Raw genomic sequence first — 12,880 nt, 5'->3', positions numbered from 1 at the left:
CGTCACGACTCTCCTCAGCCCTCAGTACGCCAGCGCGCGGTCTACGGCGTCGAGTACCCGGTCCAGCCCGGGAAGGTACTCGTCCTCCAGCCGCGACGGCGGATAGGGGGCGTGGTAGCCGCCGACCCGCAGGACCGGGGCCTCCAGGTGGTAGAAGCAGCGCTCGGTGATCCGGGCCGCGATCTCCGCGCCGGAGCCGAAGAAGACCGGGGCCTCATGGACCACGACCAGCCTGCGGGTGCGCTGGACGGACGCCTGGATGGCGTCGAAGTCGACGGGCGAGATCGAGCGGAGGTCCAGGACCTCCAGCGACTTGCCCTCCTCCTCGGCCGCCGCCGCGGCCTCCAGACAGGTCTTGACCATCGGGCCGTAGGCGGCCAGCGTCAGGTCGGTGCCCTGGCGCACCGTACGGGCGGTGTGCAGCGGGCCGGGGATGGCCTCGGTGTCCACCTCGGAGCGGTCGTGGTAGCGCCGCTTGGGCTCGAAGTAGATCACCGGGTCATCGCTCTGGATGGCCTGCTGAAGCATCCAGTAGGCGTCCGAGGCGTTCGACGGGGAGACCACCTTCAGGCCCGCCACATGCGCGAACAGCGCCTCCGGCGACTCGCTGTGGTGCTCCACGGCACCGATCGCGCCGCCGTAGGGGATCCGGATGACCACCGGCAGTTTGATCTTGCCCAGCGCCCGGGCGTGCATCTTGGCCAGCTGGGTGACGATCTGGTCGTAGGCGGGGAAGACAAAACCGTCGAACTGGATCTCCACCACGGGGCGGTAGCCGCGCAGGGCCAGGCCGATGGCGGTGCCCACGATGCCGGACTCGGCGAGCGGGGTGTCGATCACCCGGTCCTCGCCGAAGTCCTTCTGCAGGCCGTCGGTGACCCGGAAGACGCCGCCCAGCTTGCCGACGTCCTCACCCATGATCAGGACCTTGGGGTCGGTCTCCAGGGCGGTGCGCAGCGAGGCATTGATCGCCTTGGCGATGGAGAGCTTCTCGGTGGTGGCCATCAGTGGCTCTCCTCCTCGGCGAACTGGGCCTGGTACGCGGCGAACTGCTCGCGCTCCTCGTCGACCAGCGCATGGCCGTCGGCGTAGATGTTGTCGAAGATCGCCATCCGGTCCGGGTCGGGCATGGTGCGCACGGTGTCGCGCACCCGCTTGGCCAGCACATCGCTCTCCGCCTCGAGTTCGGCGAAGAAGGCCGCGTCCGCGTGGCCCTCGCGCTCCAGCAGCCGGCGCAGCCGCAGGATGGGGTCCTTGGCCTCCCACAACTCCCGCTCCTCGTCCCGCCGGTAGCGGGTGGGATCGTCGGAGGTGGTGTGCGCGCCCATCCGGTAGGTGAACGCCTCGATCAGCATGGGCCCTTGGCCGCTGCGGGCCCGGTCCAGCGCGGCCCGGGTGACGGCCAGGCAGGCCAGCACATCGTTGCCGTCCACCCGGACGCCGGGGAAGCCATAGCCCTGGGCGCGCTGGTAGAGCGGGACACGGGTCTGCTTCTCGGTGGGCTCGGAGATCGCCCACTGGTTGTTCTGGCAGAAGAACACCACGGGCGCGTTGTAGACCGCGGAGAAGGTGAACGCCTCGGCCACATCGCCCTGGCTGGAGGCGCCGTCACCGAAGTAGGCGATCACCGCGGAGTCGGCGCCGTCCTTGGCGACGCCCATGGCGTAGCCGGTGGCGTGCAGCGCCTGGGAGCCGATGACGATGGTGTAGAGGTGGAAGTTGTTCTCGTTGGGGTCCCAACCGCCGTTGTTGACACCGCGGAACATCCCCAGCAGGTTCACCGGGTCCACCCCGCGGCACCAGGCGACGCCGTGCTCGCGGTAGGTGGGGAAGACATAGTCGTCCGGACGGGAGGCACGGCCGGAGCCGATCTGGGCGGCCTCCTGGCCCAGCAGCGAGGCCCACAGGCCCAGTTCACCCTGGCGCTGCAGGGTGGTGGCCTCGCCGTCGAAGCGACGGGTCAGCACCATGTCCCGGTACAGGCCGCGCAGTTCCCCGGGCGTCACATCGATCGAGTAGTCGGGGTGCTCGACCCGCTCGCCCTCGGGCGTCAGCAGCTGTACCAGCTGCGGCTCGCCGGCCGGCTTCCGGCTCCCGGCGCGTTTGCCGCCGCGCGTCTTGCGCGGAGCGGTGCTCTCCACGGTCACGTGTGCTCCTCCGTCTGTCCGGCCCCCGGGGTCGCCGGCGGCCGAAGGGGATCCCCCCGCCGTGGGGCTGGGGTTCTCGCTCGCGTCCCGACCAGCACACGGGGTGGGTGTGCCAAGGCCGGAACCGGGCGTGACAGGTGCCCCGGCGAATGGCCTGCAATAAGCACGTTACCCAGACTTCGGCATAACCGCGAAACCCCTCTGACCTGCGATTTTGCTTGGATTTCCAAGTAAATCGAGAAAGCCGGGCCAATGCGGATGCCAATGCACAGGTCACGGCCTTGCGGGCCGCCGGAACGACCGCACGTTATCCCGGAGGACTTCGGCAGGGGAAGACTTGATGTGTGAGACTGGCTCTGTGCGCGAAGAAGGAAAAATCACGGTATTCCTACTCGATGACCACGAAGTGGTGCGCCGTGGCGTCCATGAGCTGCTGGCCGGGGAAGCGGACATCGAGGTGGTCGGCGAGGCCGGTACCGCGGCGGACGCTCTGGTGCGCATCCCGGCCACCCGGCCCGATGTGGCCGTGCTGGACGTCCGGCTGCCGGACGGCAGCGGGGTGGAGGTCTGCCGTGAGATCCGTTCCCGCGACGAGTCCATCAAGTGCCTGATGCTCACCTCCTTCGCGGACGACGAGGCCCTCTTCGACGCGATCATGGCCGGGGCCTCCGGCTATGTCCTCAAAGCCATTCGCGGCAATGAACTGCTTTCCGCGGTACGCGATGTGGCCGCCGGGAAATCCCTGCTCGATCCGGTCGCCACCGCCCGCGTTCTGGAACGGCTGCGTGACGGAAAGGGACCCAAGGGTGACGACCGGCTGTCCACCCTCACCGACCAGGAACGCCGCATTCTCGATCTCATCGGCGAGGGCCTGACCAACCGCGCCATCGGCGAACGGCTGCATCTCGCCGAGAAAACGATCAAAAACTATGTCTCCAGCCTGCTCGCCAAACTGGGCATGGAACGCCGCTCCCAGGCGGCCGCCTATGTGGCCCGGCTCCAGGCCGAGCGGCGCTGAGCGCACCGGGCGGCGCCGGGTGGGTGATTCAGGACCAACGTCCCTGCGCAAAGGGGCGGGTGCCCCTACGTGTCCACCTGGTGACCGTGCACAGTGGTGCCCATGTCACCCGACGCTGACCGGGCCCTGGAACTGCTCGGCCGCCAGCCCTACGGCCGGCTCTCGCTGAGCATGCACGCGCTGCCCTTTGTCGTGCCCACCCGCCATATCGTCGTGGACGGGACGGTGATGGCGCGGCTGCCCGGCGGCTTCGGCTACGCGGGAGCCGGCGACGGAAGCGTCATCGCCTACGAGGCCGACAACTTCGGCGGCCGCGAGGAGGGCGAGGAGAACGTCTGGTCCGTCCAATGCATCGGCACCGCCCGGGTGTTCACCCCCGGACCGGCCCAACTCGAACTCTTCGGCCCGGCCCCCAGAGCGGCCGACAACGCGCCCTTCATTCCCGAATACCTGTGCATAGCACCGCAGTTCATCAGGTTCCACCATCTCGAAGGCGTACCCGCGCGACAGGCCGCACACGCTTCGTGAACTAACATTTGCGGCGTGCCGCGCTCAGATGTCTCCACTGCACCGCCCCCCGACACCGGCACGCTCCGCTCCCTGCTGCGCCGTTACCGGCAGGCCGGCGAACCGCTCACCTGCGAGCCGCTCACCGAGGGGCTGCTCAACCGCGGCTACCGGCTGTCCACCACCCGCGGCCGCTTCTTCCTCAAGCACCATCTGGACGGCGACCACGCCGCCATCGCCCGCCAGCACGCCGCCACCCTCCGGCTGAGCGTGCTGGGTGTGCCGGTGGCCCCGCCGGTGGCCCGTACCGACGGCTCCACCGTCACCGTGCTGGGCGGCCGCTGCTACGCCCTGCACCCCTGGATCGACGGACGGCACCGGGACGGCGGCGAACTGACCGCCGCTCAGTCCCGCCGGCTGGGCGCCCTGCTGGGCAAGGTGCACATCAGCCTGGAAGAGGTGATGGCGGGCTCCGAGGGCACCGCCCAGGACCATGAGGCGGCCGACCCCGAGGACACCTATGTCCTGATCGAGGAGCTGCTGCGGCTGATCCGGCGCCGCCAACGGGATGCCTTCGACGAACTGGCCGAACACCGGCTGATCGAGCGCCGGGCGCTGCTGGAACGGCACGCCCACCACCGGCCCGCCGCGGCGGCCACCCCCGCCCGCGGCTGGGTGCACGGCGACTTCCACCCGCTCAACCTGCTCTACCGGGACGGCGAACCGGCCGCCATCGTGGACTGGGACCGGCTGGCCGTCCAGCCGCGCGCCGAGGAGGCGGTACGGGCCGCGGTGATCTTCTTCCTGCGCCCCGACGGCACCCTGGACCTGGCCAAGATACGGCCGTACGCCCGCGCCTACCGCCGGGCCACCGGCGCCGGCCCGGGCGAACTCGCCGCCGCCGTCCACCGGGTGTGGTGGGAGCGGCTCAATGACTTCTGGATGCTGCGCTGGCGCTACCAGCTCAACGACCACCGCGCCGACCCCGGTTTCCCGGCGTCGGCGGCGCTGTCGGTGTGGTGGACCAAGGACTACGAGGCGGTGTCCAGGGCCTTCACGGACTGAGCCCCTGGGGGTCAGCCCGTCAGACCCTGCTCCGGGCCCGCGATGGTCCCCGGCGGCTTGTTGTCGGACGGCTTGGAGGGCTGGCCGGTCGGCTGGCCCGTCGGCTGGCCGGTCGGCTGCCCCGTGGGCTGACCCGTCGGCTGGCCCGTGGGCTGGCCGGTCGGCTCCATGGTCGGCTGGCCGGTCTGGTGGTGGCGGTGGCTGGGCACAGGCACCTCGGGGTCCGTCTGGCTGTTGTCGTCCGAGGTGTCCCGGCTGGGCTTGCGCGACCGCTGCTGCTCCGGCGTCGCCGACTCACTGGGCGTGGCGCTGGCCGACGGCGGGGCCGTCGTGTGCTGGTCCTTCTTCCCGCCGGAGGAGCCGGAGTTGGTATCTCCCATGCCCTTCAAGGCCACCACACCGGCCACGATCACCAGGATCGCCAGCGCCGCGATCAGCACCATCTTGCCGCGGCCGCCACCACCACCGCCGCGCCCGCCCGGGGCGTAGTCATCGTGGCCCGGGCCACCGATGCCCGGCGGCAGGATCCGCTGCGGCGAGGTGTCGCCGTGCTGCGGATGCGGCATGGCCGTGGTGGCCGCCATGTTCATCCCGCCCAGCGCCTGGGTGGCGGCGGTGGCATGGGCCACCGGGCCGGTGCTCCAGGCACCGGAGTGCCCGCCGGCCTGCTGGAGCATCTGCAGGCTGTACTGGACCAGCGAGCGCATCTCCTCGGCGCTCTGGAACCGGTCGTCCGGGTCCTTGGCCAGCGAACGCATCACCAGGCCGTCCAGCTCCGGCGGCACCGAGCCCAGCACCTGGGAGGGCGCCACGGGGGTGTCCTGGACGTGCTGGTAGACCACCGACAGCGGGGTCTCACCGGTGAACGGCGGGCGCAGCGCCAGCAGTTCGTAGAGCAGACAGCCGGTGGCGTAGAGGTCGGAACGGGCGTCCACGGTCTTGCCCAGCGCCTGCTCGGGGGAGAGGTACTGGGGGGTGCCCATGACCATGCCGGTCTGGGTCATGGTGGACGCGGCGCCGTGCAGCGCCCGGGCGATGCCGAAGTCCATCACCTTGACCGCGCCGGTGTTGGTGATGATCACGTTGGCCGGCTTGATGTCCCGGTGCACGATGCCGTGCTGGTGGCTGTAGGCCAGCGCCTCCAGCACCCCGGAGACGATGATCAGCGCCTGCTCCGGCGGCGGGGCCTCGGCATTGAGCAGCAGGTCCCGGATAGTACGGCCTTCAACCAGCTCCATGACGATATAGGGCACGGTCTGGCGCCCCACGACATCCTCGCCGGAGTCATAGACGGCCACCACGGCGTGATGGTTCAGGCCGGCCACCGACTGCGCCTCGCGCGTGAAGCGCGCCTTGGAGACCGGGTCCTCGGCCAGGTCGGCACGGAGCAGCTTCACCGCGACGGTACGACCCAGGCGGAGGTCCTCGGCGGCGAACACCTCGGCCATGCCGCCCCGGCCCAGCCGGTGGGTCAGTCGGTAACGGCCGTCGCCCACCAGGCCGCCGTTACCCCACATTTCCGGCACATCGGGCATGCCAGCCCCGTTGGCGTCAGGGTCGGATGGACCCTGGGCGCTCTGCGTCTGTGCCATCAGTCCTCGCCGTCGTGTCTGGCCGCTCACGTGGGGGCGCTATGCGTTGAGCTCTTCTAAGGCACGCTACAGGTTCCGCGGCGCGCTCCGGTCCGGGATGGACCGGCTATCAAACCCGCAGCGGCACAAGCAAGGCAAATTCCGTGACACCTTGTCGCGCATCCGGTCACGGAACGGGCACGCGGCTTGACGTGCCCCTGGCCTGGGGCACACTTGGCCGGGATACCCGATCAAGCCGATCAGCACCAGCCAGGTGTGCGCCAAGGGGGAAGCAAGACCATGAGCCAGGACGGCGCGCAGGGCCGCTACACGGGACGTTCCGTGGGCGGCGGCCGCTACCAGCTGCTGGATCTCCTCGGTGAGGGCGGCATGGCGGCCGTACACCTGGCCTATGACTCGGCGCTCGACCGCAATGTCGCCATCAAGACGCTGCACACCGAACTCGGCCGGGAATCGTCCTTCCGCGAGCGCTTCCGGCGTGAGGCCCAGTCCGTGGCCAAGCTCACGCACACCAATATCGTTTCGGTCTTCGACACCGGCGAGGACAGCCTCGACGGCACCACCATGCCGTACATCGTCATGGAGTACATCGAGGGCAAACCGCTGCGCTCGGCGCTGGACGAGGATGTGGCCCAGTACGGGGCGATGCCCACCGCCAAGGCGCTGAAGATCACATCGGATGTGCTGGCCGCCCTGGAGGTCAGCCATGAGATGGGTCTGGTCCACCGGGACATCAAGCCGGGCAATGTGATGATGACCAAGCGTGACGTGGTCAAGGTCATGGACTTCGGCATCGCCCGGGCCATGCAGTCCGGCGTCACCTCGATGACCCAGACCGGCATGGTGGTCGGCACCCCCCAGTACCTCTCCCCCGAGCAGGCGCTGGGCCGGGGCGTGGACGCCCGCTCCGACCTCTACTCGGTCGGCATCATGCTCTTCGAGCTGCTGACCGGACGGCTGCCCTTCAACGCCGACTCCCCGCTGGCCATCGCCTATGCGCATGTCCAGGAGGAGCCGGTCGCGCCGTCCACCATCAACCACTCCATCCCGCCGGCGGTGGACGCGCTGGTGGCCCGGGCGCTGAAGAAGAACCCGAACGAGCGCTTCCCCAGCGCCGCGGCCATGCGCGACGAGATCGACCGGATCGCCGGCACCGCGCACACCGCGCCCTCCCCGGTGATCTCGGCCGCCGCGCCCCCGCCGCGGGACGGCGCCGGGATCTCCTCCACGGTCTTCCCGCCGGTGGACCAGCAGGCGGCGCCGGGACCGCAGGGCGTCCAGACGCCGTACCAGCCGGGCCCGTACAACAGCCCCTACAGCGCGCCCACGCCCACCCCCGCCTACCAGCAGCCGGCGCCGGCCTACCAGACCCCGGCGCCGATGCCCGCCCCCACGCCCATGCCGGCACCGGCACCGGCCGCCAAGAGCAACCGGACGGTCATCGCGGGCTCCTCGGCGGTCGCCATCCTCGCCGTCATCGGCGTGATCGTCGCCATCGTGGTCAAGCACGGCGGCTCCTCGGACAACACCAAGGCCGACCCCAAGCAGTCGCACTCCGTGCAGCCGGCCGCCCCGCAGGGCAACGGCAACGAGGCCAAGTTCAAGGACGGTGACAAGACCAAGACCATCGAGCTCACCAAGTGCACCCAGGCACGGGACTCCTTCGACGACAAGACCAAGAAGACCGTGCCGGACTTCACCTACCTGTACATCGACTCGGTGAAGCAGTGCTTCCAGGCCGCCAGCTGGCGGTACAAGGTGGTCCAGCAGGACGAGAACCTGTGGGGCAAGGGCATGGTGATCGCCCAGAACCCCACGGCCGGTGACTCCTTCGACCCCAACAGCACCATCACGCTGACCGTTTCCACCGGTCAGCCCGGCTCCAGCTGAGCCTGTCGCGGGGGCGGCACCGCCCCCGCGTTCCGGGACTCCCGGCCTGACTCCCGTCCTACAGGTACGGGCCGGAGCGGGCACCGCCGTGCTGCGGGTGGCCCTCGTCCTCGCTCTCCATGGTCAGCCCGGCGGGCAACGCCCGCCGCATCTGCTCCAGTTGGGCCCTGGCCGCCATCTGCTGGGCGAACAGGGTGGTCTGGATGCCGTGGAAGAGACCCTCCAGCCAGCCCACCAACTGCGCCTGGGCGATACGCAGTTCGGCCTCGCTGGGCACGCTCTCCTCGGTGAAGGGGAGCGACAGCCGCTCCAGCTCCTCCACCAACTCCGGTGCCAGACCGTCCTCCAGCTCCTTGACCGAGCTGTGGTGAATCTCCTTGAGCCGGACCCGGCTGGCCTCGTCCAGAGGTGCCGCCCGCACTTCCTCCAACAGCTGCTTGATCATGCTGCCGATCCGCATGACCTTGGCGGGCTGCTCCACCATCTCCGTCACCGGGACCTCGCGCGACTCGTCGTCACCCTCCCCGCCGCCGGGGTTGGTGCTGGCGAGAGCCATGCCGTCCTGGCCTACGACCAGGATGTGCGGGCTCTCCTGCGACCGTTCATTCCTCGGCATATCCATGCCGCCATTCTCTCGCACAAGTGATTTCCCCCTGGTGATGCCCCCGTACACGTGTGATCGAACGGATCCCGGGCGTCACCTACGGCGCAGCCGCAGGGCGAAGAAGCCCAGCCCCAGCCCGGTGAGGGCCAGCCCGGTGCCGAGCGGCAGGATGCGCAGCACCGGGCGCGGTGCGGGGGTGCCCCGCACATCCCGTTCACCGGCCGCACCGTCCAGGCGGGCGGCGGCGGGGGCATGGGGAGCGGGGCGCGGTGCCGGGCTCGCCGTCGTGGGGGGTGAACTCCCTGGTTCCTCCTCGGGGTTCTCCTCCTCGGCGGACTCCACGGCCCGGCCGGGGTGGGCACGGCCCACGCCGGCGGCGGTGCCGGCCAGTTGGCTCGCGTCCGGGGAGGGGCTCGCCGTACCGGTCAGGACGGCCGCCAGCAGCACGGCGGACAGTGCTCCAGCGATCACGCGTTCCACGGTCACATGGATCGGGGCGATGGGCGCGCCCAGGCGGTCAGGGTGGGTGACCCTCGCGGTTCCGCCGCCGGCTATGTGGTGAGCAGCACCTTGCCCACATGGCCGCTCTCCTCCACCACCCGGTGGGCCAGCGCGGCGTCCCGCATGGGCAGCAGCCGGTCGACCACCGGGCGGACGCGGCCGCCGGAGACCAGGGGCCAGACATGCTCGCGCACCGCCGCCACGATGGCCGTCTTCTCGGCCGGCGGCCGGGAGCGCAGTGCGGTGGCGGTCACCGCGGCCCGCTTGGCCAGCAGCTTGCCCAGGTCCAGCTCGCCCTTGCGGCCGCCCTGCAGGCCGATGACCGCCAGCCGGCCGTTGACGGCCAGGGCGTCCACGTTCCGCGCCAGGTACTTGGCGCCGATGATGTCCAGGATGACGTCCGCGCCGATGCCGCCCGTCACCTTGTGCAGTTCCTCGACGAAATCCTGGGTGCGGTAGTCGATCAGGATGTCGGCGCCCAGCTCCCGGCAGTGCTCCAGCTTCTCCGCGCCGCCCGCGGTGACCGCCACCCTGGCCCCCACCGCCTTGGCCAGCTGGACCGCCATGGTGCCGATGCCGCTGCCGCCGCCGTGCACCAGCAGGGTCTCGCCGGGCCGCAGATGGGCGATCATAAAGACGTTGGACCAGACCGTGGCGGTGACCTCGGGCAGTGCGGCGGCGGTGACCAGGTCCACGCCGTCCGGCACCGGAAGCAGTTGCCCGGCCGGTACGCACACCTGCTCCGCGTAACCGCCGCCGGACAGCAGGGCGCACACCTCGTCGCCCACCCGCCAGCCGCTCACTCCGGGGCCCAGGGCGGCGATCCGGCCCGAACACTCCAGACCGGGGTAGGGGGAGGCGCCGGGCGGGGGCGCGTAGTGCCCCTGCCGCTGCAGGATGTCCGCCCGGTTGACGGCGCTGGCCGCGACCTCGACCAGAACCTCTCCCTCGCCGGGCTCGGGATCGGACACCTCGGCCCAGACCAGTGCGTCGGGTCCGCCGGGTGTGGGGATGGTGATCGCATGCATGCGGCTGAGGCTACTCGGCCGCCTTCATCCGTGGCCGGGCAAATCGGGCGGGCGGGTGGGGGGAACTCGGACGGGCGGGTGGGGGGAACTCGGGCGGGCGGGTGGGGGGAACTCGGGCGGGCGGGGGAAACCACGCCCCGTGGGGGCGTGCCCGCCCACCGGCGGTCAGCCGGCCGCCCAGGGCAACGGAAGCAGCAGCACCCCGGCGCGCCGGGACGGCCCGCCGCCCGGCGGGATGACGGCCAGCCCATCCGCGGCGGCCAGCCCCCGCAGCATCGCGGGACCGTGAAACCGCAGCGGCCGCACCGCACCACCGTCCCGGACCACCGGCACCAGCCGGGTGTCGGTGGGGTGCGCGGGCAACGGCCCGGCCAGGCCGACCCGTTCCGGCGCCCGTGGTGCCCGCCCGCCCAGCGTGTGCAGCACCGGCACGGCCAGGGTCAGCAGTCCCGCCACCGCGGCCAGCGGGTTGCCCGGCAGCCCGACCAGCAGCCGCCCCGGCGCCAGGCGGGCCAGCAGCATCGGGTGTCCGGGCCGCACCGCCACCCCGTCCACCAGCAGCTCGGCCGCCAGCCGGGCCAGCACGGGGTGCAGATGGTCGCGCGGCCCGGACGCGGTGCCCCCGGTGGTGATCACCAGGTCCGCGTCGGAGGTGGCCAGCGCCTGGTGCAGGGCCTCGGCGTCGTCCTCCAGCCGCCGGGGAGCGGACACTTCGGCGCCCAGCGCGGCCAGCCAGGGGCCGAGCAGAGGCCCCAGCGCGTCCCGGATCCGGCCCTCGTGCGGCAGGCCCTGCTGGAGCAGTTCATCGCCCAGGACCAGCACCTGGACCCGGGGCCGGACGGTCACCCGCAGCTCGTCATAGCCGGCGGCGGCCGCCAGGCCCAGCACCGCCGGGGTGACCGGGGTGCCCGCGGGCAGCAGTTCATCGCCCTGGCGGCACTCCTGGCCGCGCGGCCGGATGTCCTGGCCCTGGGTGGCCCGGCGGTTGGCGTGCAACTCGCCCTGGGAGACGGTGCCATGCTCGCTGCGCAGCACCGCGGTGGCCTCCGGGGGCACCCGGGCGCCGGTGGCGATCGGCACCGCGTGCCCGTCGCGCAGCGGCCCGGCCGCCGGCGGTCCGGCCTGCCCGGCCAGCACCCCGGCGGCGTCCTCGGGGGACTCCGGCAGCCGCCAGGGGCCGGGCCCGGCCACCGCCCAGCCGTCCATGGCGGCGGTGTCGAAGGACGGCAGGTCGGTGAGCGCGGTCAGCGGGCCGGCCAGGGTCCGGCCCAGGGCGTCGGCCAGGGCGCACCGCGCCGCGCCCAGCGGGTCCGCGGCGTGCGCGGCGATGTCCCGGGCGGTGCGCCAGTCGCGGCGCGGGCAGCCGTCCTGGTCAACCTCGGCTGCGGGCACGGCGGTCGGCCTCCCCTCGCCCGAACCTCCGGGCCTGGCGTGGTCGTAGTAGCGCACTCCGGCGAAGGGCACGTCCAGTTGCGGGACTTCACGCTGCCGGGCGGGCGCGGGGACCGGCGCCGGTTCGGCGAAGGGGTCCTCGTCGAAGGGCGCGAAGCCCATGCGCGGGCTCTCCCCGGTCCGGGACCGGACCGGCCCGCGGTCCTCGGCCAGGATGGCCAGCGCCTCATCGGTGGCCCGGTCCAGGGCGTCGCCCTCGCGGTCGGTCATGACCCGGCCTCGTCCACCTCGGCCGCCTCGGCCGCCCAGCGGGCCGTGAGCTCCGCCGCCCGGCGGGCCGCCTCGGCCACCGCCTCCGGTCCACCGCCGCGCAGCGCGGCCGCGTAGCCGACCAGGAAGGTGGTCAGCGGGGCGGCGGGACGGGTCACCCCATGCGCGGCATCCCGGGCGAGATCCAGCAGAACGGCCCGGTCGACGTCGAGTTCGATGCCCAGTTCGGCCTTGACCGCGGCAATCCATTCATCCAGCACGCTCCCATCGTCCCTGATCCGGGCACGGGCCGTGGCCACGTCCCGCCAGGTGTCGCAGTCCAGTGACGCCCGGGGGCGGTGCAGCCGGGAAAGCTCCAGCTCGGCCAGCGGCAGGCGCAGCGGGAGCCCGGCCAGGCCGCCGTGTTCGGCGGCGAGCAGGCCGAGTTCGCGGTGCAGGGGTTCGGTGCGGTAGGCGGCGGCCAGCGGCTGGTCCCGGCCGGTCGCGTCGGTCAGCACGGCGCCGTCCGCCCCGGTGGCGGCGCCCAGCAGTGCCCGTACCGTGGCCGGGTCCAGGAACGGCAGGTCGGCGGAGAGGACCAGCACGGTGTCCTGGGTGCAGTGCCGCAGGCCGGTGGCGAGCGCGGGCAGGGGGCCGCCGCCGGGCGGGTTCTCCCGCGTCCAGGCCACCGGGCGCACGGTGGGACGGCGGGGGCCGACGACCACGGTGGTACGGGCGTCCGGGCACGCGGCGAGCACCCGGTCCAGCAGGGTGCGGGTGCCGACGGTCACGGCGGGCTTGTCGGCGCCGCCGAGCCGTTGGGCGCTGCCGCCGGCCAGGATCACCGCGTCGTGGGGCGTGCTCATGGAGGGAGTATCCCCAAGCCC

At 72.0% G+C, this 12,880-nt stretch carries 12 protein-coding genes; 4 read left to right on the top strand and 8 right to left on the bottom strand.

Annotation, left to right across the window (positions count from 1 at the left end):
- Positions 1 to 21: 21 nt before the first annotated feature.
- A complete protein-coding gene (locus ACIHFE_RS15595; protein ID WP_400106682.1) occupies positions 22 to 1,005 on the bottom strand; it encodes an alpha-ketoacid dehydrogenase subunit beta in 984 nt (327 codons plus the stop codon).
- Positions 1,005 to 2,147, bottom strand: coding sequence for a pyruvate dehydrogenase (acetyl-transferring) E1 component subunit alpha (pdhA, locus tag ACIHFE_RS15590; RefSeq protein ID WP_400106680.1), 1,143 nt, complete (start codon positions 2,145 to 2,147; stop codon positions 1,005 to 1,007). Before pdhA ends, ACIHFE_RS15595 begins: the two co-directional genes overlap by 1 nt.
- A 358-nt stretch (positions 2,148 to 2,505) precedes the next feature.
- On the opposite strand from pdhA, the gene ACIHFE_RS15585 reads away from it, so the two are divergent.
- The 3 genes from ACIHFE_RS15585 (at position 2,506) to ACIHFE_RS15575 (ending at position 4,737) form a co-directional block, all read left to right on the top strand.
- A complete protein-coding gene (locus ACIHFE_RS15585) occupies positions 2,506 to 3,165 on the top strand; it encodes a response regulator (protein ID WP_400106678.1) in 660 nt (219 codons plus the stop codon).
- A 102-nt stretch (positions 3,166 to 3,267) separates the two neighbouring features.
- On the top strand, positions 3,268 to 3,693 hold the full coding sequence (locus tag ACIHFE_RS15580; RefSeq protein WP_400106676.1) for a pyridoxamine 5'-phosphate oxidase family protein: 426 nt from the start codon (positions 3,268 to 3,270) through the stop codon (positions 3,691 to 3,693).
- Positions 3,694 to 3,708: 15 nt separating this feature from the next.
- Positions 3,709 to 4,737, top strand: coding sequence for a phosphotransferase (locus tag ACIHFE_RS15575; RefSeq protein WP_400106674.1), 1,029 nt, complete (start codon positions 3,709 to 3,711; stop codon positions 4,735 to 4,737).
- 11 nt (positions 4,738 to 4,748) lie between these two features.
- Here the strand turns inward: ACIHFE_RS15575 and ACIHFE_RS15570 are convergent, their stop codons facing one another.
- On the bottom strand, positions 4,749 to 6,329 hold the full coding sequence (locus ACIHFE_RS15570) for a protein kinase (RefSeq protein ID WP_400106672.1): 1,581 nt from the start codon (positions 6,327 to 6,329) through the stop codon (positions 4,749 to 4,751).
- 279 nt (positions 6,330 to 6,608) lie between these two features.
- Between ACIHFE_RS15570 and ACIHFE_RS15565 the strand changes: the two genes are divergently transcribed.
- Complete coding sequence (locus ACIHFE_RS15565) at positions 6,609 to 8,219, top strand: protein kinase (RefSeq protein WP_400106670.1); 1,611 nt, start codon at positions 6,609 to 6,611, stop codon at positions 8,217 to 8,219.
- A gap of 58 nt (positions 8,220 to 8,277) precedes the next feature.
- Here ACIHFE_RS15565 and ACIHFE_RS15560 read toward each other — a convergent pair whose 3' ends face one another.
- From ACIHFE_RS15560 to ACIHFE_RS15540, 5 genes are all read right to left on the bottom strand, one after another.
- Positions 8,278 to 8,841: a bacterial proteasome activator family protein gene (locus tag ACIHFE_RS15560; protein ID WP_400106668.1), complete on the bottom strand. Its 564-nt coding sequence runs from the start codon at positions 8,839 to 8,841 to the stop codon at positions 8,278 to 8,280.
- A 75-nt stretch (positions 8,842 to 8,916) separates the two neighbouring features.
- A complete protein-coding gene (locus ACIHFE_RS15555; RefSeq protein WP_400106666.1) occupies positions 8,917 to 9,294 on the bottom strand; it encodes a hypothetical protein in 378 nt (125 codons plus the stop codon).
- Between the two features lie 80 nt (positions 9,295 to 9,374).
- The gene (locus ACIHFE_RS15550; RefSeq protein WP_400106664.1) at positions 9,375 to 10,352 is read right to left on the bottom strand and encodes an NAD(P)H-quinone oxidoreductase; all 978 of its coding nucleotides are present in this window, start codon (positions 10,350 to 10,352) and stop codon (positions 9,375 to 9,377) included.
- A gap of 165 nt (positions 10,353 to 10,517) precedes the next feature.
- Positions 10,518 to 12,014, bottom strand: a complete 1,497-nt coding sequence (locus ACIHFE_RS15545; RefSeq protein WP_400106662.1) for a molybdopterin molybdotransferase MoeA — start codon at positions 12,012 to 12,014, stop codon at positions 10,518 to 10,520.
- Positions 12,011 to 12,859 carry an NTP transferase domain-containing protein gene (locus ACIHFE_RS15540; protein ID WP_400106660.1) on the bottom strand — a complete coding sequence of 283 codons (849 nt, stop codon included), beginning with the start codon at positions 12,857 to 12,859 and terminating at the stop codon, positions 12,011 to 12,013. The genes ACIHFE_RS15545 and ACIHFE_RS15540 overlap by 4 nt, the downstream gene beginning before the upstream one ends.
- Between the last annotated feature and the right edge of the window lie 21 nt (positions 12,860 to 12,880).

It is taken from the genome of Streptomyces sp. NPDC052396 (genome assembly GCF_044593195.1).
Classification (GTDB): Bacteria; Actinomycetota; Actinomycetes; order Streptomycetales; family Streptomycetaceae; genus Streptomyces.
This window is presented reverse-complemented; position numbering and strand designations above follow the sequence as displayed.

Excerpts from the sequence above, each read along its gene's own strand:
- ACIHFE_RS15595 (WP_400106682.1), bottom strand. The coding sequence starts at position 1,005 with ATGGCCACCACCGAGAAGCTCTCCATCGCCAAGGCGATCAATGCCTCG.
- ACIHFE_RS15580 (WP_400106676.1), top strand. The coding sequence starts at position 3,268 with ATGTCACCCGACGCTGACCGGGCCCTGGAACTGCTCGGCCGCCAGCCC.
- ACIHFE_RS15570 (WP_400106672.1), bottom strand. The coding sequence starts at position 6,329 with ATGGCACAGACGCAGAGCGCCCAGGGTCCATCCGACCCTGACGCCAAC.
- ACIHFE_RS15565 (WP_400106670.1), top strand. The coding sequence starts at position 6,609 with ATGAGCCAGGACGGCGCGCAGGGCCGCTACACGGGACGTTCCGTGGGC.
- ACIHFE_RS15560 (WP_400106668.1), bottom strand. The coding sequence starts at position 8,841 with ATGGATATGCCGAGGAATGAACGGTCGCAGGAGAGCCCGCACATCCTG.
- ACIHFE_RS15550 (WP_400106664.1), bottom strand. The coding sequence starts at position 10,352 with ATGCATGCGATCACCATCCCCACACCCGGCGGACCCGACGCACTGGTC.
- ACIHFE_RS15545 (WP_400106662.1), bottom strand. The coding sequence starts at position 12,014 with ATGACCGACCGCGAGGGCGACGCCCTGGACCGGGCCACCGATGAGGCG.
- ACIHFE_RS15540 (WP_400106660.1), bottom strand. The coding sequence starts at position 12,859 with ATGAGCACGCCCCACGACGCGGTGATCCTGGCCGGCGGCAGCGCCCAA.